This is a genomic window from Myxococcales bacterium (assembly GCA_016712525.1).
Lineage (GTDB): Bacteria > Myxococcota_A > Polyangia > Polyangiales > Polyangiaceae > JAAFHV01.
In genome coordinates this window covers 2,264,057-2,283,210 of record JADJQX010000001.1, presented here as the reverse complement: position 1 = coordinate 2,283,210, position 19,154 = coordinate 2,264,057, and the positions used below count along the sequence as shown (strand labels likewise).

At 68.2% G+C, this 19,154-nt stretch carries 17 protein-coding genes; 11 read left to right on the top strand and 6 right to left on the bottom strand.

Annotation, left to right across the window (positions count from 1 at the left end):
* Positions 1-87 precede the first annotated feature (87 nt).
* The 3 genes from IPK71_09725 (at position 88) to IPK71_09715 (ending at position 3,360) form a co-directional block, all read left to right on the top strand.
* Positions 88-711 carry a TetR/AcrR family transcriptional regulator gene (locus IPK71_09725; protein ID MBK8214017.1) on the top strand — a complete coding sequence of 208 codons (624 nt, stop codon included), beginning with the start codon at positions 88-90 and terminating at the stop codon, positions 709-711.
* Complete coding sequence (locus tag IPK71_09720) at positions 708-1,820, top strand: alpha/beta hydrolase (protein ID MBK8214016.1); 1,113 nt, start codon at positions 708-710, stop codon at positions 1,818-1,820. Before IPK71_09725 ends, IPK71_09720 begins: the two co-directional genes overlap by 4 nt.
* A 376-nt stretch (positions 1,821-2,196) precedes the next feature.
* Positions 2,197-3,360 (top strand): elongation factor Tu, encoded by a 1,164-nt coding sequence (locus IPK71_09715; protein ID MBK8214015.1) that lies wholly within the window; start codon positions 2,197-2,199, stop codon positions 3,358-3,360.
* 42 nt (positions 3,361-3,402) lie between these two features.
* On the opposite strand, the gene IPK71_09710 is transcribed toward IPK71_09715, so the two are convergent.
* Positions 3,403-4,332: a hypothetical protein gene (locus IPK71_09710; GenBank protein MBK8214014.1), complete on the bottom strand. Its 930-nt coding sequence runs from the start codon at positions 4,330-4,332 to the stop codon at positions 3,403-3,405.
* 127 nt (positions 4,333-4,459) lie between these two features.
* Here IPK71_09710 and IPK71_09705 point away from each other — a divergent pair, with 127 nt between their 5' ends.
* Both IPK71_09705 and IPK71_09700 read left to right on the top strand, forming a co-directional pair.
* A complete protein-coding gene (locus tag IPK71_09705) occupies positions 4,460-5,242 on the top strand; it encodes a hypothetical protein (protein ID MBK8214013.1) in 783 nt (260 codons plus the stop codon).
* A 255-nt stretch (positions 5,243-5,497) separates the two neighbouring features.
* Entirely contained in the window at positions 5,498-6,406 is a 909-nt protein-coding gene (locus tag IPK71_09700) for a hypothetical protein (protein MBK8214012.1), read from the top strand.
* A gap of 126 nt (positions 6,407-6,532) precedes the next feature.
* On the opposite strand, the gene IPK71_09695 is transcribed toward IPK71_09700, so the two are convergent.
* Positions 6,533-7,033, bottom strand: coding sequence for a PQQ-binding-like beta-propeller repeat protein (locus IPK71_09695; GenBank protein ID MBK8214011.1), 501 nt, complete (start codon positions 7,031-7,033; stop codon positions 6,533-6,535).
* Positions 7,034-7,118: 85 nt separating this feature from the next.
* Here IPK71_09695 and IPK71_09690 point away from each other — a divergent pair, with 85 nt between their 5' ends.
* Both IPK71_09690 and IPK71_09685 read left to right on the top strand, forming a co-directional pair.
* Positions 7,119-9,047 carry an ABC-F family ATP-binding cassette domain-containing protein gene (locus IPK71_09690; GenBank protein ID MBK8214010.1) on the top strand — a complete coding sequence of 643 codons (1,929 nt, stop codon included), beginning with the start codon at positions 7,119-7,121 and terminating at the stop codon, positions 9,045-9,047.
* A 383-nt stretch (positions 9,048-9,430) separates the two neighbouring features.
* Positions 9,431-10,513, top strand: a complete 1,083-nt coding sequence (locus IPK71_09685) for a hypothetical protein (GenBank protein ID MBK8214009.1) — start codon at positions 9,431-9,433, stop codon at positions 10,511-10,513.
* Between the two features lie 85 nt (positions 10,514-10,598).
* Here IPK71_09685 and IPK71_09680 read toward each other — a convergent pair whose 3' ends face one another.
* Positions 10,599-11,570, bottom strand: coding sequence for an SDR family NAD(P)-dependent oxidoreductase (locus IPK71_09680; protein MBK8214008.1), 972 nt, complete (start codon positions 11,568-11,570; stop codon positions 10,599-10,601).
* Positions 11,571-11,732: 162 nt separating this feature from the next.
* Here IPK71_09680 and IPK71_09675 point away from each other — a divergent pair, with 162 nt between their 5' ends.
* Positions 11,733-12,638: an AraC family transcriptional regulator gene (locus tag IPK71_09675; protein MBK8214007.1), complete on the top strand. Its 906-nt coding sequence runs from the start codon at positions 11,733-11,735 to the stop codon at positions 12,636-12,638.
* Positions 12,639-12,701: 63 nt separating this feature from the next.
* Here IPK71_09675 and IPK71_09670 read toward each other — a convergent pair whose 3' ends face one another.
* Complete coding sequence (locus IPK71_09670) at positions 12,702-14,480, bottom strand: prolipoprotein diacylglyceryl transferase (protein MBK8214006.1); 1,779 nt, start codon at positions 14,478-14,480, stop codon at positions 12,702-12,704.
* 102 nt (positions 14,481-14,582) lie between these two features.
* Here IPK71_09670 and IPK71_09665 point away from each other — a divergent pair, with 102 nt between their 5' ends.
* The gene (locus tag IPK71_09665) at positions 14,583-15,566 is read left to right on the top strand and encodes a hypothetical protein (protein ID MBK8214005.1); all 984 of its coding nucleotides are present in this window, start codon (positions 14,583-14,585) and stop codon (positions 15,564-15,566) included.
* Positions 15,567-15,766: 200 nt separating this feature from the next.
* Entirely contained in the window at positions 15,767-16,813 is a 1,047-nt protein-coding gene (locus IPK71_09660) for a hypothetical protein (GenBank protein MBK8214004.1), read from the top strand.
* An 89-nt stretch (positions 16,814-16,902) separates the two neighbouring features.
* Here the strand turns inward: IPK71_09660 and IPK71_09655 are convergent, their stop codons facing one another.
* Complete coding sequence (locus tag IPK71_09655) at positions 16,903-17,130, bottom strand: hypothetical protein (GenBank protein ID MBK8214003.1); 228 nt, start codon at positions 17,128-17,130, stop codon at positions 16,903-16,905.
* A 251-nt stretch (positions 17,131-17,381) separates the two neighbouring features.
* Between IPK71_09655 and IPK71_09650 the strand changes: the two genes are divergently transcribed.
* Positions 17,382-17,747 (top strand): glutaredoxin, encoded by a 366-nt coding sequence (locus tag IPK71_09650; GenBank protein ID MBK8214002.1) that lies wholly within the window; start codon positions 17,382-17,384, stop codon positions 17,745-17,747.
* 85 nt (positions 17,748-17,832) lie between these two features.
* Here the strand turns inward: IPK71_09650 and IPK71_09645 are convergent, their stop codons facing one another.
* Positions 17,833-19,050 carry a hypothetical protein gene (locus IPK71_09645; protein ID MBK8214001.1) on the bottom strand — a complete coding sequence of 406 codons (1,218 nt, stop codon included), beginning with the start codon at positions 19,048-19,050 and terminating at the stop codon, positions 17,833-17,835.
* Between the last annotated feature and the right edge of the window lie 104 nt (positions 19,051-19,154).

The following is a 19,154-nucleotide window of genomic DNA, read 5'->3' as shown; positions in this document are numbered from 1 at the left end:
GCACGAAGGTTTCTCCCAGCGTCGTGTGTTGCTGAGCCCTCCCAACCTTGACGTTAAATAGCACATGTTACATAACATATGCCTCTTATGAGCCCACCTCCGGTTACCGTATCGCCCGAACGCGTGCTCACGGCCGCGACGACCATCGTCAGGAAGAAGGGCCTACCTGCCCTCTCGTGCCGGGCCGTCGCCGACGAGCTCGGGTGCTCCGTCGCCCCGATCTACCGCATCTATGCGTCCATGGACGCGCTCACCGAGGCGACGCTGACCCACATCTTCTCTCACCTCGTCGCGTACATGACGAAGCCGTATGTCCCCTCGGCGCTCCGCTCCGCCGGGATCGGGATCGTGCTCTTCGCGCGCGACGAGCCGAACTTCTACCGGGCGCTCTTCCTCGAGCGCCACGGCGTGGCCAAGATGGTGCTCGACCTCCTCGGACGCCTCGAAGCGGCAGCGGCGACGACCCCCGGCATCGGCGATGTGACTGCGGAGCGGCGAAGCGTGCTCGTCCTCGATCTATGGCTCTATACCCATGGCCTCGCGAGCATGGCTTCGGCGTCGCTCGTCGCGAATCTCGACGAGGCGTGGGTAGCTGAAAAGCTCCAACGCGTCGGTGCCGTCCTCATCGGCGCCACCCTCGCCACGGCCGAGGTGCGCCCCATGGCGCTCGTCGATCCTTCTCCCCGAAAGGCCAGGAGACGCCCCAAGTGACCTACCTACTCCGTCTGTCGCGGGCCCTTGCGAGCACGCGCGCCCTCCTCGGCAAGGTGGCCGCGCTTGCTTGCGCAAGCGTGGTTGGAGGATGCACGCCGAGCACGACGCCGATCGTCGACGGGTCCGGGAAGGCCATCCCAGGGAGCGTGGCTCGGCTCCGTCAGGTTCGACTCGGCGGCCTCGATCAATGGATCCTCGAGCGCGGGCACGACACGCGGCGCCCCGTCCTCGTGTACCTGCACGGCGGCCCAGGGAGCTCGGAGCTGCCCTTCGTGAGGGCCTTCGGCGCAGACCTCGAGCGAAGGTTCGTGGTGGTCTCGTGGGAACAGCGCGGCGCGGGAAAGACCTTCCGCGCCGGCACCGACCCGAGGACGATGACCATCGATCGTTTCCTGGGCGACCTGCACGAGCTCGTCGCCCACCTCAAGAGAACGTTCGCGAAGGAGAAGGTATACCTCCTGGGCCACTCATGGGGCTCGGCGCTCGGCATGCTCTACGTAAGTCGCCATCCCGAGGATTGCGTCGCGTACGCAGGCACGGGCCAAAGCGTGAACGTCGCGGAAGGAGAGCGGCTCTCGTACGAGTTCACCGTTCGACGCGCACGTGAAACGGGGAACGCGACGGCGCTGAAAGAGCTCGCGGAGCTCGGCCGCCCGCCCTACGCAGGCGACCCCGACGAGGTGCTCGCGAAAGTCACGAAGCAGCGCGAGTGGCTCCAAGAGCTCGGTGGCACGCTGTACGACAAGCGGAACGCTAGCCTCGCAACGAGCATCGTGATGGGCGCGCCTGAGTACTCGCTCGGTGACATTCTGGCCTATCCGAAGGCGATAGCGTTCTCGCTCAAGACGGTCGGTCCCGAGTACCTTAGGGTCAACTTGCTCGAGCAGGTCCCTTCCGTCTCGGTGCCGGTGTTCTTCCTTCAGGGTAGGATGGACTACACGACCCCTTCGGTGATCGTGGAGCGCTACGTCGAGAAGCTCACGGCGCCGAGGAAGGAGCTCATTTGGTTCGATCGCTCCGCGCACTCTCCCATCTTCGAGGAGCCCGCCACATTCGCTCGTACGCTGATTGAGCGGTTCGAGTCCGTCGGTCCACCTCCCCGGTAGAGGCCCGTGAGGCCACGCTTCGGGCACGGCTTGACAATTCGGGTATTCGGTTCATACTGCGGAGAATCCTATGTTCCTCTTTGCGCTCTCATCCGACTCACGCAAGGACGACTCGAAAGAGTCGCGCGTGGCCGTCGTGTGTCGAGAGCGCGGGAACGAACGTCGGCCGGATCGCTGAAGGCGAGTCCGGCGAGTCCTAACCCCTCGGCCCACTAGGCCCGAGGGGTTTTGCGTTTTTGGCGCGTTCGTGCGGCCCACGGTGACCTCGAGCACCGCTCGGGAGGGCTCACGGACCATCGCCGCAGCACGTCTCCGCGCATGGCGCGCGGCAGGCTCGGGCACACGTGTGCCCGGATACCGAAGTTGGAGAATGACCATGAACAAAGTGCATATGAACGTCGGCACCATCGGGCACGTCGACCACGGCAAGACGACCCTCACCTCGGCCATCACCAAGGTCATGGCCGCGCTCTACGGCGGGAAGGGCAAGTCGCTCGACCAGATCGACGCGGCGCCCGAGGAGCGCATGCGCGGGATCACGATCAACCTCGCGCACGTGGAGTACACCTCGGCGACTCGGCATTATGCCCACGTCGACTGCCCGGGGCACGCCGACTACGTGAAGAACATGATCACCGGCGCGTCGCAGATGGACGCGGCGATCGTGCTCGTCGACGGGTCGCAGGGCCCCGAGGAGCAGACGCGCGAGCACGTGCTCTTGGCGCGCCAGGTGGGCGTCGCGAACGTCGTGGTCTTCGTGAACAAGATGGACGTGGCCGATCCCGAGCTCGTGGAGCTCGTCGTCCTCGAGACGACGGACATCCTCGAGAAGCACGGGTACCACGGCGTCCGGTTCGTGAAGGGCTCGGCGCGCGACGCGCTCGCGGCCGTGGACGCGGGGGAGATCCATGGCCCTCGCACCCGCGCGATCGTCGAGCTCGTCGAGGCGCTCGACGCCTTCCCGGCGCCCGAGCGGGACGTCGCGAGCCCGTTCCTCATGCCCATCCAAGACGTCTTCACCATCCCGGGGCGCGGCACCGTCGTCACGGGCCGGGTCACGCGCGGGGTCTTGCCCGTGGGGGCCCAGGTGGAGATCTTGGGCGGCGAGGGGGCGCGCGCCGTCGTCGTCACGGGGATCGAGTCGTTCCGGCGCTCGCTCCCCGAGGCCCGCGCGGGCGAGAACGTGGGCCTGCTCCTCCGCGGCGTCGCGCGCGACGAGGTGTTCCGCGGCCAGGTGCTCTGCGCGCCCGGCTCGGTCACCCCGCACGCGGGCGGCGAGGCGGAGCTCTACGTGCTCGGGGCCGACGAGGGAGGGCGGCACACGCCGTTCGGCGCAGGCTACATGCCTCAGTTCTTCTTCGGCACGACGGACGTCACGGGCACGATCGTGCGCGCGGACACCGAGTCCATCGCCCCGGGCTCCCGCGCCAAGATCGGTTTCATGCTCGCGAGGGCCGTCGGCCTCGAGCCCGGCATGCGCTTCTCGGTACGTGAAGGGAAGCGCACGGTGGGCGCGGGGATCGTCACGGCGATCACGTAGGGGGAGGCCCGGGATCCGAGTGGATCCCGGGCTTTTTTCTATCTAGTTGGTCTTCGCGGGAAATGCGCACCGGACACGGCCGGTCTTGCGGTCGGTAGCCCCAGCGCTCGATAGCGGGCCGGACCAAAGCTCCCACGTCTCGGAGTGACCGGCGGGAAGCGTGAGCGCCGTGAGGTCACTGTTCATACGCGCCATACGTTCGGTTCCAGACTCGACCCCGGGCGGAAGCGAGGGGCCGGAGCACCCGTCGCGGTTGAATTCGATGCGATACCCGTCCGGGAACTGACGCACCAAGCTGAAGTCTCCGAGCAGGCCATAGTGCCCGTACGGCCCACGGGCCTCCCGGGGCTCGCTCGCCTTTCGCCGCACGGTTCTGTCAGAGGGAACCTCGTATGGAGAGCACACGGTGCGACGCCCCTCGACCGCGCACCGGGAGAGCACGTCGGACTCGAAGGACTCCCACGCCACGCGTCGCTGGCCACCTTGCGCGAGCGCGACGAGCTGCGCGTTCGTGATGACCTCGCCGCCGTGAAGTCGACACAGCTTGGTCGCGGCGTCAGCTTCGACCTCGACATAGATGTCGTCGTCCTGACGGGGTGGCGAGTCGTCCACGAGCCCGTTGGGGCACACGCCCTCGGCCACGCAGCGGCGAAGGTCACCGTACGTCCACGGGTAGACTTGCGCCTCGAACGCCGCCAGGTGGTACGGCACCGTCTCGCACGGGGCGCCCGTCGAACGAGGGAGGATCGGGTCTCTTCGGAAGTACCCGAGGTAGGCGACGAGCTCGGGGACCGGGGCGACTTCTCCGAGCGCGGAGCGTTCGCGGACGGGCGCTGGTGTGGTGGCGAAGGGGGTGCCGACGGGGATGTCGGCGAAGGTGGGCTCGGGGGCGGGCTCCGTGCCACACGAGGCGGACGCGAGGAGCAAAAGGGCGGCGAAGGACGCCGCGGGGAAAGGGGGCCATCGGGCCATGACAGCCTCCTGTTGGCAGGTGACTCCCGCTTGGCGCCGTCCGGGACGTTCCATTTGTGAATCGTCCTGACCGGTGCTTGGGGACGACGAGGCCGTCGGGCGCTATCTTGGCGCCGAGGAGGCGCCGATGGGAGTGGACACCGTGGTGGATCTCGATTGCGAGCCGAAGAGGGCCCTCGGCATCGAGGCGATCGTGCAACTTCTCAAGGACCGCGACCGAGCGAACATGGTGCTCGGCCACGCGCGGGCCGCTGGGGATAACCGGCCCCCGGAGCAGATCACCTTTCGTGTCGTGCTCCAGAGACCGACGGGGCCCGAAGAGAGCGACGTGAGCGTTGCCGATCTCATGCGGCGCGCGAACGCCCTCGCCCCCCACGTGGGCCACTGCCGATCGTGCATCGCGAACGCGGGCTCCAAGGAAGGCTACGGGTGTGTCGGCTATCTGAGCTACCCGATCCGCGCCGAGACCGAACGTTGGCTGTGGTCACGGCTCCCCGCGAGCCTCGACACCACCGCGGGTCGCTTCCTCCAGCGCGCGATCGAGGACTTCGGCTGGGACGGCGCGCAGGCCGCGGCGATGCGCCGAGGCTCCGACACGTTCTTCGAGAGCAAGACCGCGCTCGTCGGGAGCTACCCGGGCGGATTCACGCTGACCTCCGACCAAGTCTTCCACATGCTGTTCCACGTCGGGCACCTCGGCGACACGCACGCCTTCATGGTGGCGCTCTTCTTCGGCTTGGTGCCCCACGACATCGACCCCGGCATCCTCTCGGACGCGAATCGTCGCGCGCAGGTGCTCGCATTCGCGAACGTCCCGCCGATGCAAGGTCAGCTCGAGGAGATGGCAGCGTTCTTGAGGAGCTGCGCCTCGGCGGCACGGTTCGGCGTCGAGCTGCTTGTCGACGGATAGGGCGCGCCGAGGGGTGAGAGGTGGCACCCCCTGAGGGCGCGGAGCGCCCGATTTGGGGGTGCCCGCAGGCGCGCAGGCCGGAGGCCGAGCACCTGCGTGGTGACGTGCGTGACGAGCGGGGGGCATCCCTCTCGAGGCTCGTGGCGGGCGACCGAGGAGTGCCATAAGTGGCGTAGTTTCAATGGTTTAGCAGAATTCGACCGCGCTCGGACGATTTGACGCAACGACGTGGGGCGACCTGCCGAGAGGGTCGTCATGAAGCGTCTCGTTGCCCAGGGTCTTCGCGCAGGTTTTGGGGGCGTCGTGCCCTCGTGGCTCGTGGTCGGGCTCGTCTTCTTGCTGGGGGTGATGCGGCCGTCCGCTGCCGAGGCGACCATTCTCCCGTCGTTCGAGGACACCGAGGTGGACCTCCTCCGTGGACCGCCACGGCCCAACTACGAGAGCACGAACCGTTACCTCGCCAACGCGGCGGCCGAGCGGTTGGCTCTCGCGGCGCTCGCGGGGGCGCCCTTCGTGCCGCGGGTGGTGTGTGATCCGTCGTGCCGTATCGCGAGCGTCGGTGCGCTGGGGCTCGCGCCGCTCGCGGCGGTCACGGCCGAGGACGCGGCGGTGCGTGAGGCATTCGCGAAGCTGCCCGTCGCAGGTGAGCTCGCGCGCGCCGAGGACCTCCGGCTCGTCGTGGTGGAGCGACACGGGGATACTGCACGCTTCGTCTACCAGCGTGGCGAGGGGGACGTCGCGTGCGACTGCAACGTGACGCTCGACGTGGTCGCGGGGCGCGGGATCGTGCGGGCCTCGGCCGCGAAGCTCTTGGGCTACGCGGAGCTCGCGCCGCAGCGGTCGACGCGCGGAGACGCCCGCGAGGCCGCGGCGAGGCAGCTCGTCGCGGACCACCCGCAGTTCGAGATCGACGAGGCCCAGCGGTCGTACCTGAGCGAGCTTGTGGTGGTGCCGGTCGGGGACGTCGCGCGGCTCGTGCACAGGTTCGCGATGCGGCTCGGCGGGCTGCCGTACGCGGTGGACGTGGACGACGAGACGCTCGAGGTCGTGCGTGTGCGGCCCGACCCGCGCTTCGACAGGACCACGCGGCGCGTGCTGATGAACCTGGGGTCGGGCGAGATTCGCACGGTGGTCGAGGAGGCGCCTGGGGGTGGCACCCCCTGAGGGCGCGGAGCGCCCGATTTGGGGGTGCCCGCAGGCGCGCAGGCCGGAGGCCGAGCACCTGCGTGGTGACGTGCGTGACGAGCGGGGGGCATCCCTCTCGGGGCTCGGGGATTCTGGTGCGCGGGCTCAGGTGTTGACGTCGGGCTGAGCGATGCTGGTGCCGAGGCAGAGGCCGTAGTCGGAGCGGGAGACACGTTCGCCGGCGAAACGGGCGAGGCGGGCGACGGGGCGACCTTGGCCGTCGTGGACGCCGAAGGCGACGTCGCGGGTGCCGAAGAAGCCCTCTTCGCTCTCGACGGGGCGGACGCACCACATGACGCCGCGGGCGTCGAGGCAGACGAGGCCACGATCTCCTGCGAGGACGACACGCGCCCCGTCGGCCACGGCCGCGGCCACGGAGAACTCGAGGGGCAGCTCGTAGAGGACCTTGCCGTGGTGCAGGTCGATGACCTTGGCGAGCTTCCCGACGGCGACGACGAGGATCGCGCCGGTGCTCGCGAGGCGCGGGTAGCCTCCGCTCTCGAGCTCGACCTCCCAGAGGGGCTTGCCGGTGGCGGAGTCGAAGGCTTGGACGAGCTTGTCGCTCGTGACGACGACGGGAGGGCTCTCGGGGGGCTCGCGGTACATGGGGGAAGGGTACGCGGGGGAGGAGTGGAGGAGGCGCGAAGGGCGCGGTTTTTTTCGGGCGCGCGGCTTGGTAGGGTCCGCGGCGATGATCGGCGTCTCCAAGCTCGCGAAATCGTTCGGCGCTCGCACCCTGTTCGAGGGGGCGACGTTCCAGCTCAACGCCGGGTCCCGGTATGGCCTCGTGGGCGCGAACGGGTCGGGCAAATCGACCTTCATGAAGGTCCTCGCGGGGGACGAGCCGGCGACGGACGGGCTCGTGACGTTTCCGCCGAACGCGCGCGTGGGTGTGCTGAGGCAGGACCACTTCCTGTCGGACGCGGAGCAAATCTTGGCGCTCGCGATGCGGGGCGATGCGCGGACGTACGCGCTGCTCGAGGAGCGCACGGCGATCGTCGATCGGGGCGAGGGAGATCCGCACAGGCTCGCGGACATCGAGCACGAGCTGTCGACGCTCGGGGGGACCACGCTCGAGGCGCGCGCGACGGCGGTGCTCGTGGGGCTCGGGATCCCGGCGGCGCAGCACCGGCAGCCTTTGTCGACGCTCTCGGGCGGGTTCAAGCTGCGCGTGCTCTTGGCGCAGGTGCTCGTGGGAGGGCCGGACGCGCTCTTGCTCGACGAGCCGACGAACCACCTCGACATCCTGTCGATCCGGTGGCTCGAGAAGTTCCTCGCGGGCTACCGGGGCGTGGCGCTCGTCATCTCGCACGACGTGCGCTTCCTCGACAACGTGGCGACCCACGTGCTCGACGTCGACTACGAGACGATCACCCTATACACCGGGAACTACAGATCTTTTTGTGACCAAAAGGCCCTCGCTCGGGCGCAAAAAGAAGAAGAGATCGCGCGGGCCGAGAAGATCATCGCCGAGAAGCGCGCGTTCGTGGAGCGGTTCGGGGCGAAGGCGACGAAGGCGAAGCAGGCGCAGAGCCGGCTCAAGCAGATCGAGCGCATCGAGGTGGAGGAGCTCGCGGCCTCGTCGCGGAGGACGCCGCTCTTTCGGTTCGAGCCGGAGCGGCCGAGCGGAAAGGACGTGCTCACGCTCGACGGGATCTCGAAGGCGTACGGCGAGAAGAAGGTGCTGCGCGACGTGTCGCTGACCGTGCGGCGCGGGGAGAAGGTGGGCATCATCGGGCCGAACGGGCTCGGGAAATCGACGCTGCTCAAGATCGTGGTGGGGGACGTCGCGCCCGACGCGGGCAAGGTGAGCCTCGGGCACGAGGTGCGCGTGGGGTACTTCGCGCAGGACCACCACGACGTGATGAAGAACCCGAACATGAAGCCGCTCGACTACGTGTGGGAGGCATGCCCGCGCGAGGGGACGAGCTACGTGCGTGGGCAGCTCGGGCGGGTGCTCTTCTCGGGGGACGAGGTGGAGAAGCCGGTGGGCAAGCTCTCGGGGGGCGAGGCGGCGCGGCTCGTGTTCGCGCGGATCGCGGTGGAGAAGCCGAACGTGCTGCTCTTGGACGAGCCCACGAACCACCTCGACATCGAGGCGATCGGGGCGCTCGTGGAGGGGCTGCGGGAGTTCGAGGGCACGGTGATCTTCGTCTCGCACGACCGGCACTTCGTGTCGGAGCTGGCGACGCGCATCGTGGAGCTGCGGCCGGAGGGGCCGAACGACTTCCCCGGCACGTTCGCGGAGTATCTCGAGCGGTGCGGGGACGACCACCTCGACGGGGACGCGGTCTCGGCGAAGGCGAAGGCCCAGGCCGACGCGACCAAGGCGACCGAGCCGACGAAGGAGCCCGAGGGCGGGTCATGGGAAGAGCAGAAGAAGCGGCGCAACCGGCTCGCGGCGCTGCCTGCCCGGCGCGACAAGGTGATGGCCAAGATCGACGAGCTCGAGGAGAAGAAGAAGGCGATCGACGCGCGGTACGCGGAGGACGGGTTCTTCGAGCGGACGAGCCCCGACGAGGTCAAGCGGCTCGAGGACGCGAAGGCCGCGGCGGACGGGGAGATCGAGACGCTCATGGCCGAGTGGGAGTCGATCGAGGCCGAGCTCGCCGCGGGTTGAGATGGGCCACGGGTGCGCCAGCGTGGGCGGTGTGGGCCAACGTGGGCGGCTTGAGCCAGGTGGGCCGTGAGGCAGCCCCACGTGCGGGGTGGGAGCGGTCGAGCTCCGCGGCTTGATCGGGGCGAGATCCGACCGACGTTCGCGCCAAGTCCTTGATCTCTGGACGCACGGCTCGGCCAGATCCGACCGACGTTCGCGCCAAGGCCATGATCTTCCTCACTTAGAGGTCTCACGCCCCCGAAAGGCCACCCAGGCCACGGGCCACGGCACGACAGCCCACACCGCCCATGGCGCGCTCTGGCACACACGCCCCCACCGCTCCCCCTCGAACCCGCCCCCTTTCGCCCTCTCCCGAGAGGCACACCCCATGCATCCGCGGCGGCATGCGCCGCATCGCTCCCATCCTCGCCCACGTGCTCGCCACCGCTTCACTCGCCGCATGCGGCGGCAAGGTCGACGAGGGGACCACGCCCTCCCCTTCCCCGACGACCACCTCGACCACGGCACCGACGACCCTCCCGACCACGGTCCCCACGCCCACGACGACCGGCACGACCCCTCCCCCGCCCCCCAAGCCGGACGCAGGCTGCACCACCCCCCCGCAGAAGGTCCGCGGCGACGGCGCGTGCACCGACGTGTTCCACCACGCGTGCGGCGTGCCCGAGGGCGTCGACCCGACCGACGGCATGAGCCCCGCCGAGTGCGCGAAGGTCTGCCCCCAGGCCGACAACGGCCGCCAGTACTACTCGTGCTCCGCGTACCTGAAGGACGATCTCCCGGGCCCGTCGTTCGAGTGCTACTCGTGCGTCGAGGGGCGCAGGCCCGAAGGCTACGTCGAGCCCCGCCCCGAGGCGACCGTGGCCGGATGGCTCGCCCACGCGGCCGATCTCGAGCGCGTCTCGATCGACGCGTTCCGCATCCTCCACCGTGAGCTTTCGCACTACGGCGCCCCCGAGGACCTGCTCCTCGCGTCGCTCCGCGCCGAGGCCGACGAGGTCGTGCACGCGCGCATGATGGGGAACCTCGCCGTCCGCGAAGGCGCGACGCTCTCGACCACACCCGTCCCTCACGGCGCCGTGCGCGAGCTCGTCGACATCGCGCTCGAGAACGCGGTCGAGGGGTGCGTCCGCGAAACCTACGGCGCCGTCGTCGCGGGGTACCAGGCGAAGCACGCGTCGCGCATCGACGTGCGCAAGCTCATGGACCGCGTCTACCGCGACGAGTGTGCCCACGCCGAGCTCGCGTGGTCCGTGCACGCGTGGATCCTGCCGCGCCTCTCGAGCGACGAGCGCGCCCGCGTCGAGGCCGCCATGGACGCCGCAGTCCGCGAGCTGAGCTCCGCCGCCGACGTCCACGTGCCCTTCGAGGTGCGCGACCCGCTCGGCCTCCCCGACGCGGCAGAGGCGAAGCGCCTCGTGCGCGGCCTCAAGATCCACCTCTTCTTGCGCGAGCCCGTGGCCGCCTGACCCTCATCCCTCCCCACGAAAGAACGCCCCGGGAGCCTCGAGCTCACCGGGGCGCTTCGTCGTGAGGCTCACGAAGCGAGGCGGACTACAGCGGAAACTCGCCGACTGCAGCCTCGCACCCCTCCCAGGCGATGCGAACGTTCTCAGGGTCCGTCAGCAGCTCCTCGGGCGGCAGCTTCTCGGGAAACCCCGTCCAGCCCGGTGGACCGAAGAAATCCCCGCCCTCGACGTGAGGATCCGCGCACGCGCGGAGGATGCCCAGGGCGCCGTCCTCGGCCGACTGCGCCTGCGTCATGATCCCGTGGCCGAGGTCCATGCCTCCCGTGGCCGCGGTGGTCGTCGCGAGGCCGGTGATGGCGAGCCCCGGGTGCGCGAGCAGCGCCTTCACGTTCGTGATCCCCTTCGCATCGAGCCGCTTTTGGAGGCCGTAGGTGAACGTGCAGTTCGCGAGCTTGGACTGGTGGTACCGCTGCCAACGCGGCCCCTCGAAGGCGAAGGCCTCTTGCTCGGTGCCGTCCCCGCCGAGGTTGCCGCCGTTCTTGCCGAAGTACCTCGGCTCGTGCGGGGCGCCGCGCCGCGCGTTCGAGCTGTGATTGACCACGCGCCCGTCGTCGCTCTTCCGCAAGAGCCCCATGAGCTCCTTCGTCAGGAGGAAGGCAGAGATGGCGTTGGTCTGCATTTGTACGTCGTACCCGTCACCCGTGGCCTGATCGGGGAACGCCATCACGGCGGCGTTGTTGCAGAGCACGTCGAGCCGCTCGAACTTGGCCCGGATCGCCTCCGCGGCGGCCCTGACACTCGCGAAGCTCTGCAAATCGCAGGGGATCGCCTCGAACTTGCCGCCGGGGACCGCGGCCCGGAGCTCGGCGAGCGACGCGCTCGAACGGGGGCTCTCCCGGTTGAGCAAGAGCACCGTGGCCCCGAGCTTCGCGAGCTCGCGCGCGCAGACGAAGCCCGTCCCGCTGGTCGTCCCGGTGATGGCTACGACACGCCCGGTCATGTCGCGGGTGTGCTTCTCAATGACGGTCTTCAGGTGCTTGGTCTCGATGGGGTCCATGCGCGTCCTCCGTAGGTGAGGTCGACTGTAGGCCCCCGCGTAGCGAGGCGCATGCCTCAACCTCGCGAAGGCTTGCCTATTCCTATCGAGAGCGTCAGCCCATCGGTCACGGCGCGAGGCAGAGTGCTACGGTCGTGGTGACGCGACGAGGAGAGCACGCCGATGAAGCTCGAGGCTCTGGCCGATTCGATCGGCCGTCACTTCTCGAAAATCGAACATAATATCAATACGATACCGGCAGACGACCCGGCCACGATGACGCCGCTCGATGGGCTGACCCTCGTTCGGTCCACACACCCGACCGGCTTCGAGGCAACCCTCTACGAGCCCCTCGTATGCCTAATCGTCCAGGGATCGAAGGTCACGACGGCGGGGGACCAGACCGTGACCCTGTCGGCCGGAAAGAGCGTCGTCGTCAGCCACGACATCCCGGTCCTGAGCCGCATCGAGCGAGCGTCGCCCGCGGCACCGTACCTCGCCCTCGTGATTCGGCTCGATCTCGGGACGCTCCGGAGCTTGTACGCCGAGGTCGGCGACGTCGAGACGGTCGTCGAAGAGGAGGAGGCGGCGTTGAAGATGGCCGACCTCGACGCGCCCACCATGGCCGTGGTCCTGCGCTACCTCGACCTCCTCGACCATCCGAAGGACGCCCGGGTGCTCTCCCCGCTCGTTCGACGCGAGCTTCACTACCGTCTTCTGGTGTCGAGCTCGGGCGGCATGCTCCGCTCGCTCCTTCGGAGAGACAGCTACGCGAGCCGGATCTCCGACGCGATAGGCTCGCTGCGCGAGGGCTTCCGCGGGCCGCTCGACATCGGGGCTCTCGCGCGCCACGCCGGCATGAGCCCCTCGTCGTTCCACAAGCACTTCCGCTCGGTCACACGAACGACGCCGCTGCAATACCAGAAGGACCTACGGCTCGCGGAGGCACGGGCGCTCCTACGCACGGGGCGACACTCGGTGTCGACGGCCGCCTTCGAGGTCGGTTACGAGAGCCCGTCGCAGTTCAGCCGCGAGTACAGCCGAAAGTTCGGCCTCCCGCCTCAATCGGACCGCCGCGCTGCCCTGTAACCAATCCCACGAAAAAGGGGCCGATCTCGAAGAGACCAGCCCCCGTCATCGACCTCGACCGGCTCAGTCGGCCTTCTCGTCCTTCGATTCGGCCTTCTCGTCCTTCGATTCGGCCTTCTCGTCCTTCGATTCGGCCTTCTCGTCCTTCGATTCGGCCTTCTCGTCCTTCGATTCGGCCTTCTCGTCCTTCGATTCGGCCTTCTCGTCCTTCGATTCGGCCTTCTCGTCCTTCGATTCGGCCTCCTCGTCCTTCGATTCGGACTTCTCGTCCTTCGATTCGGCCTTCTCGTCCTTCGATTCGGCCTTCTCGTCCTTCGATTCGGCCTTCTCGTCCTTCGATTCGGCCTTCTCGTCCTCGTCCTTGGGCTCGTCGTCGACGTCGGCGGCCCTGGGCTTCGCCTTCTTCTTGAGGCCCTTCTTCTTGCTGCCGAGGGCCTTCGAGACGGGCGCCTCCGCGCGGGTCTCGTCGCCGGGCTCCACCTCGCCGTCATCCTCGAGCTTGGGGAGCTTGTCGGGGTCGTTGTCGGTCTCGCTGTCGTCGCCGTCGGCCGCCTTCGTCTCTTTGGCGGCGCCTTCGCCGAGCGTGGCCTTCGACATCGCGCCCGCAGGGTTCTTGCGGGCCTCTTCCCAGAGCTTCGCGTAGTAGAAGGCGCAGAGCAGCGCCGACGCGAGGCCGATGCCTTGGCTCGTCGAGAGCTGCACGACCTCGGATTTGCCGAACGAGGCCGGGCGCAACATCACGAACGCCACGATCGCGGGCACGAACGAGAGCACGCGCGCCACGGTGCGCTTCGCCGGATCCTTGATGCCGAGCGCGATGCCGAACGTGAAGGCGATCGCGAAGAGGAGCAGCGAGCCCGCGATGAGCCAGTGCTCGCCGATGGCCGGACCGAACGAGCCGCGCTCGGTGTCGTCGCGGAGCACCTCGAGCACGAAGCGGATGGCGCCGTACGTGAACGTGAAGAGGAAGAAGATCTGGCCGCGGAACTTCTGGTTTTTGCGCTGCCAGAGGAGGAGCCCGAGCAAGAAGAGCCCGGTGAGCGACTCGTAGAGCTGCGTGGGGTGCACCGGCAACGACGCGTTCGACGAGACGACCTCGGACCCGAGCGGCGTGCCGCGGAAGAGCTCGAGGTGGCGCACGTACGCCGGCGATCCGGAGCCGCTCGCGAGCGTCTGGTCGGGCCAGTGCGGGAAGGTCCCGAGCTTCTTCAGGAACCCGGGGGCGGTGTCCGAGAGGCGCTTTCCGAAGTCGCAGCCGAAGAGGTAACAGCCGATGCGCGTGACGAGCAGGCCCGACGCGAGCGACGGGACGGCCACGTCGGCCCACGGCATGAGGTTGATCTTCTGCGTCTTTAGGTAGGCCCAGCTCGCGATGAACCCACCGACGAACCCACCGTACGCCACGAGCCCACCACGCCGGAGATCCCACACGTCGGCGAGCTGCTTGAACTCGTCGGGGTTCGTCACGATGTAGAGGAGGCGCGACGCGACGACCGCCGAGAGCGCCACGATCACGTAGCAGTTCGCCATGGTCTCCTTCGGGAGGCCATCGCGCTCGGCAAGCGTGAGGGTGAGGTACCAGCCGACGACGAGCGAGAGCCCGAGCATCACGCCGTACGAGTAGATGGGGAGGCTCGTCGCCTCGAGCTTCGTGTCTTTCAGGGCGAAGCCGGCGACGCCGCAGATGAGCGCCACCACGATGCCGCCGATGAACGACCCGTTGTCGGCCTTTCTCCGAGCGTAGAGCCCGTAGATGACCGAGATCGCGGCCACGAGCGCGAGGCCCCACCACAGCTTGATGGGCATGTGGGGCAGCGGGATACGAAAGAGAATCGGATGCATGGCGTGCGCCGTTCTTAGCAAAATCCTGCGCGAGTCGTGCAGGAAGGCGCATGGGGCGCACAGGCCGTGCCCGGGCCGGTTTCGTGGTACACAGGCCTCGCCATGGGAATCGTCCGCCTCGCCTCGCTCGGGATGCCCTCCGCGGTCGCCGCCTGCCTCGCCCTCGGGGCCTGCGTTCCGCCAGGAAATGCCGTCCCCGAAGACTCGGGCCCCTCCACGCAGGCGAGCGCGGTCGCCGCGTTCGTGCCGTCGTTCGGCATCATGACCGAACCTTTCTTCGACGATTTCGAGCGAAAGCCGCAGGCCCCGGACGCGGGCGCCGGAGACTCGGGGGCCCAATCGGCCGAAGCGGGCGCCCAGGCCACCCAGGCCGAGGCCGGAGCCCTCAAGCCAGATGCGTCCAAGCCTTCGAAAGAACTAGCAAAATCGGACGCCCAAGCCGCCGAGGGTGGCCCGCTCGCGGTCACCGAAGCCGGTACCAAAGAGCCCCACAAGGACCCCCACAAAGACCCCCACAAGGACCTCGAGGCCTCGAACCTCGGCCCCGACTGGACCCAAGCCAAGACGTCGGCCTGGCGCATCGAGAACGGCTGGCTCTGTGGCCAGGGCGCCCGAAACCACGGCGTGTGGCTGAACCGCGTGCTCCCGATCAACGCGCGCATCGAGTTCGACGCCCGCAGCGAGAGCCCCGAAGGCGATCTCAAGGCCGAGGTCTGGGGCGACGGCCAGTCGGCCGCGACCACGGTGTCGTACACCAACGCCACGAGCTACCTCGCGATCTTCGGCGGCTGGAAGAACACCATCCACGTGCTCGCGCGCATCAACGAGCACGGCACCGACCGCAAAGAGCTCCACGTCGACAAAGAGTCGGACGACGCCCGCAAGCGCCCCGTGGCCGTCGGTCAGAGCTACCACTTCAAGATCGAGCGCACCGACGGGAAGACCGTGCGCTGGTACGTGAACGGAGCAGAAATGCACTCGTTCCACGACCCTCAGCCGCTCCAGGGCATGGGCCACGACCACTTCGGCTTCAACGACTGGGACGCGAAGGTCTGCTTCGACAACGTCCGCGTCACGCCGCTCTGAAACGCGGGCGGCTGCCCGATCGACCCCCTCCGAGGTCCGCCTCGGTGCGCCATAGCTGAACGAACGGTAAGCCCGACGGCCCATCGATTTTCGTCCGGTTGGCTCGACCGTTTCAGGACGGCACGGAAGCCTTGTGGATTCCGTCAGCGGCCCAGGGTTAGAATCATCGAGCCGCTCCGCGCGGCACGTAGGGCCGTCTCTTGGAACTCAAAGAGATCGAGATGAACATCTCCGAGCTCGAGCTACGGCTCGACCGGCTTCGCGCGCTCTACGACCAGTATTTCATGGGCTACGAGAAGCTCGAGCCCCAGGTCCAGCGCAAGGACATCGATCGGCGCTTCCAGATCCTGCGGAAGGAGAACTTCCGCAACACGGCGCTGCGTTTCCGCCTCAACGTGGCCGTGCAGAAGTACAGCACCTACCAGACGTACTGGCAGCGCATCTGCCGCCAGATCGAGGAGGGCACGTACAAGCGCCACATCCAGCGGGCGAAAGAGCGCTTCGGGGCCGACGCGGACCGGCGGCGAAAGGCCAAAGAGGCCGACCTCGAGCTCGACATCGACGTCGATCTCGGTGAGCTCGACGACATGAGCGACGACGAGTTCCTCGCCAAGCTCGGTGCCGACGACGACGACGCGCGCGACACCGAGAGGCCCCCCGCGCCCTCGGCCGACGCCATGCGCGTCGGAGGCATGGCCCCGTACCGCGCGCCCACGTGGGACACCGAGCCGCCGCCGCCGGATCCAGCCGAGTATTTCCCGCACAAACAGAAGGCGCCCGCGTCACTCTCTCCGGACACGGTGCCGCAGGCGTTTCGGCCGATCTCGGTTCAAGAGGCCCAGAGCCGCAGCGGTAGCGACGCGTGGTCCGACAGCACCGATCGCTACGACACGGGCCCGCGCACCGATCCCGCGCCGCCGCCCGCGGCCGACTCGCGCCCCAAGATCCGGCCGATTCCGCCGCGTGGGCAAGGCCCCGCCTCGACCACGCAGGTCACGGCCAAGCCGAGCCCCGCGCGCCCCGCCCCGGGAGACCTCAGCGACGATCGTGTGCGTCAGCTCTACGCCCAGTACATCCGCGAGAAGCGCATGCGCGGCGAGTCGACCGCGACCACGACCTTCGAGAGCGTCGCGAAGAGCCTGCGCTCGTCGACCGAGCGTCTCCGTGGTCAGCACGCCGGCAAAGAGATCGACTTCGAGGTGGCCGAGAAAGACGGCCGCACCATCCTGCGCCCCGTCGTCAAATAGCGGCGCGCGGGCTCACCCGAAGCGCGCCCGAAACCTCAAGCGTTCCGGGCATTTGGAGGCCCATCGACGCGCGGGTCGAGGCCTGTCGGTCAGTGGCTGCGGCCGCTCGGCGGCTCTTCTTCGTCCTCGCAGAACAGGATGGCGCAGTGCCGGCTGTTCTTGTCGCGCATGCGGTTGCACAGGACGACGAGGTCGTCGTCGGCGTCGACCACGCTGCCGGACGAGGGCTTGCCGGTCTTCGAGTCGTACGTGCAGTCGTCGAGCGCAACCCAGCGGCCTCGATAGTCGTCGTTCAGACGAATCTCCGGCCACGACATCCTGAAGCCCATCCAGTAACCGCCTCGAGAGGGACACAGCGACGGAGCCCACATGGGGATGGGCGGGCGTGAGCCTTACCCTGCGCCGACGGACCGCGGAACACCGCACCCGACCACGCACCGCTTCGATTGACCGACGCGGGGGATAGTTTGTGTCGGGGCCGCGGTCAAGCCACGCCGGCAAGAGGCGCGGATCGTGAACTTACGAAAAGGAAGGCACGTCGCGCCACGTGACGTGGAATGCTCGCGCCATGGCAAAGCGGCTCTCCGAAGACAAAGTCCTCCCCAACGCGCAGAAGGCCATCGACGCCTTCCACGCCGACATCCTCGCCGAGGTCGAAGCGGCCGTCGCGTCGAACGACCTCGTGGTCGTGGGCATGTCGCAGAACCCGTTCGTGAAGCGCGCGCGCAAGGCCCTCAAGAATGCAGGATACACGTTCACGTACCTCGAGTACGGGAGCTACCTCGGCGAGTGGAAGAAGCGCCTCGCGATCAAGATGTGGTCGGGCTGGCCCACCTTCCCGATGGTGTTCGTGAAGGGCAAGCTGTTCGGCGGCGCGGTCGATCTCGAGAAGGCGATCGCGGACGGCTCGTTCAAGACGCTCGTCGAAGGCTGATCCGAGCGTCTCGCACGCACACGAAGAAGGCCCGCGCTCCCTCGTCGGGGCACGGGCCTCTCGTCGTGCTCGCGATCGTGGCGGCTCAGAAGCCGGGCGGGAAGACCACCGCGACGAGGCCGTAGCCGGTCGCGACCTTCGCGTCGAGGTACGCCATCTCGAGATCGTAGTAGCCCGAGGGCGGCGCGGTCTCGACGCCGGGGAGCCCCGTGCCGCCCCAGGAGTTCTTCACGCGGAAGAACTCGACCTTCGTGTCGGTCGCGAGGGCCTTCGTGAGGAGGCTCTGATCGGTCACGTCCTTGCCGGCCGCGAGCACGGTGCCGTCGGCGAGCTTCGCCTGGTAGTCGAAGCCAAGCGTCATGTGGCCGCCCGTGCGGCCGGGGCCGCGCGAGTCGAGCTGCGCCTTCGAGAATTTCGAGCCGGTCTGCGCGTTGAAGTCGACGTTCCACCAGGTGAGCACGGGCGCCTGCGAGTGGAGGGCCCGCTGCATGCGGATCTGGAAGCGACGACGGCCCGCCTCGTCGGTCGGGTACTGGACCTCGAACCACGCCTTCGAACCGGCCGTGACCGAATCGGCGAGCGTGCCACGCTGCTCGGCGCCGTTCTGGCGACCGTCGGGCCACGCGACCTGGATGTCCTGCGGGGCGAGGATGCCCGCGGCCTGGCGCTTCACGCGGCCCGCGCCGGTGACGGTGCCCGCGGCCGTCTTTCCGAAGACGTCGTCGAGCTTCTTCACGACCTCGGGGCTCAGGCCGAAGGCCTTGTCGAGCTCGGCGCGCACGAGGGCGCGATCCTTACGGGCCGCGACCGTCTTGAGGGCGCCGTTCTTGAGCGACTCGGTGAACGCGCGGATCGCCGTGCCTTGACGGGACGAGCGCGACGCCTCGGCCTCCTCGGGGATGAAGTCCTTCTCGAGCATGGCGCCGTAGCGGGACACCTCCCACTTGAAGAGCGTGTAGGTGCCGCCGGCCGAGAACTCGCCCTTGTCGTCGAGGGCGGTGTCGGGCCAGCTCGTGACCTTGGTGAACCAATCCCAGTACGAGCCGTAGCTCTCGGAGAGGTTCAGCTCGGTGCCGGTGGCGCGCTTGTTCATCGACTCGACCCAGCCGAGGTTCGCGTACACCCAGCAGTTGCCGATGCTCTGGTTCTTGACCGACGACTGGACGACGGAGGTGATGTCGTCGGTCGAGATCTCGGTCTCGGGCTCGTCGGTGGTGCCTTCGGCCGTGCAACCTGCCGAGCAGGCGATACCGAGGGCGAGCAGGGCGAGCAGCGGCAGACGAGTGAGAGAGAAGTCGGTCATGCGGAACCTCTTTGCGAAAAGCGTGCTCACGCGAAACGCGGGCAGCACCCACCATGATGGCACATGCTTTTCGTGCAGTTTCGAGGATTTGCACGGCGCGATGG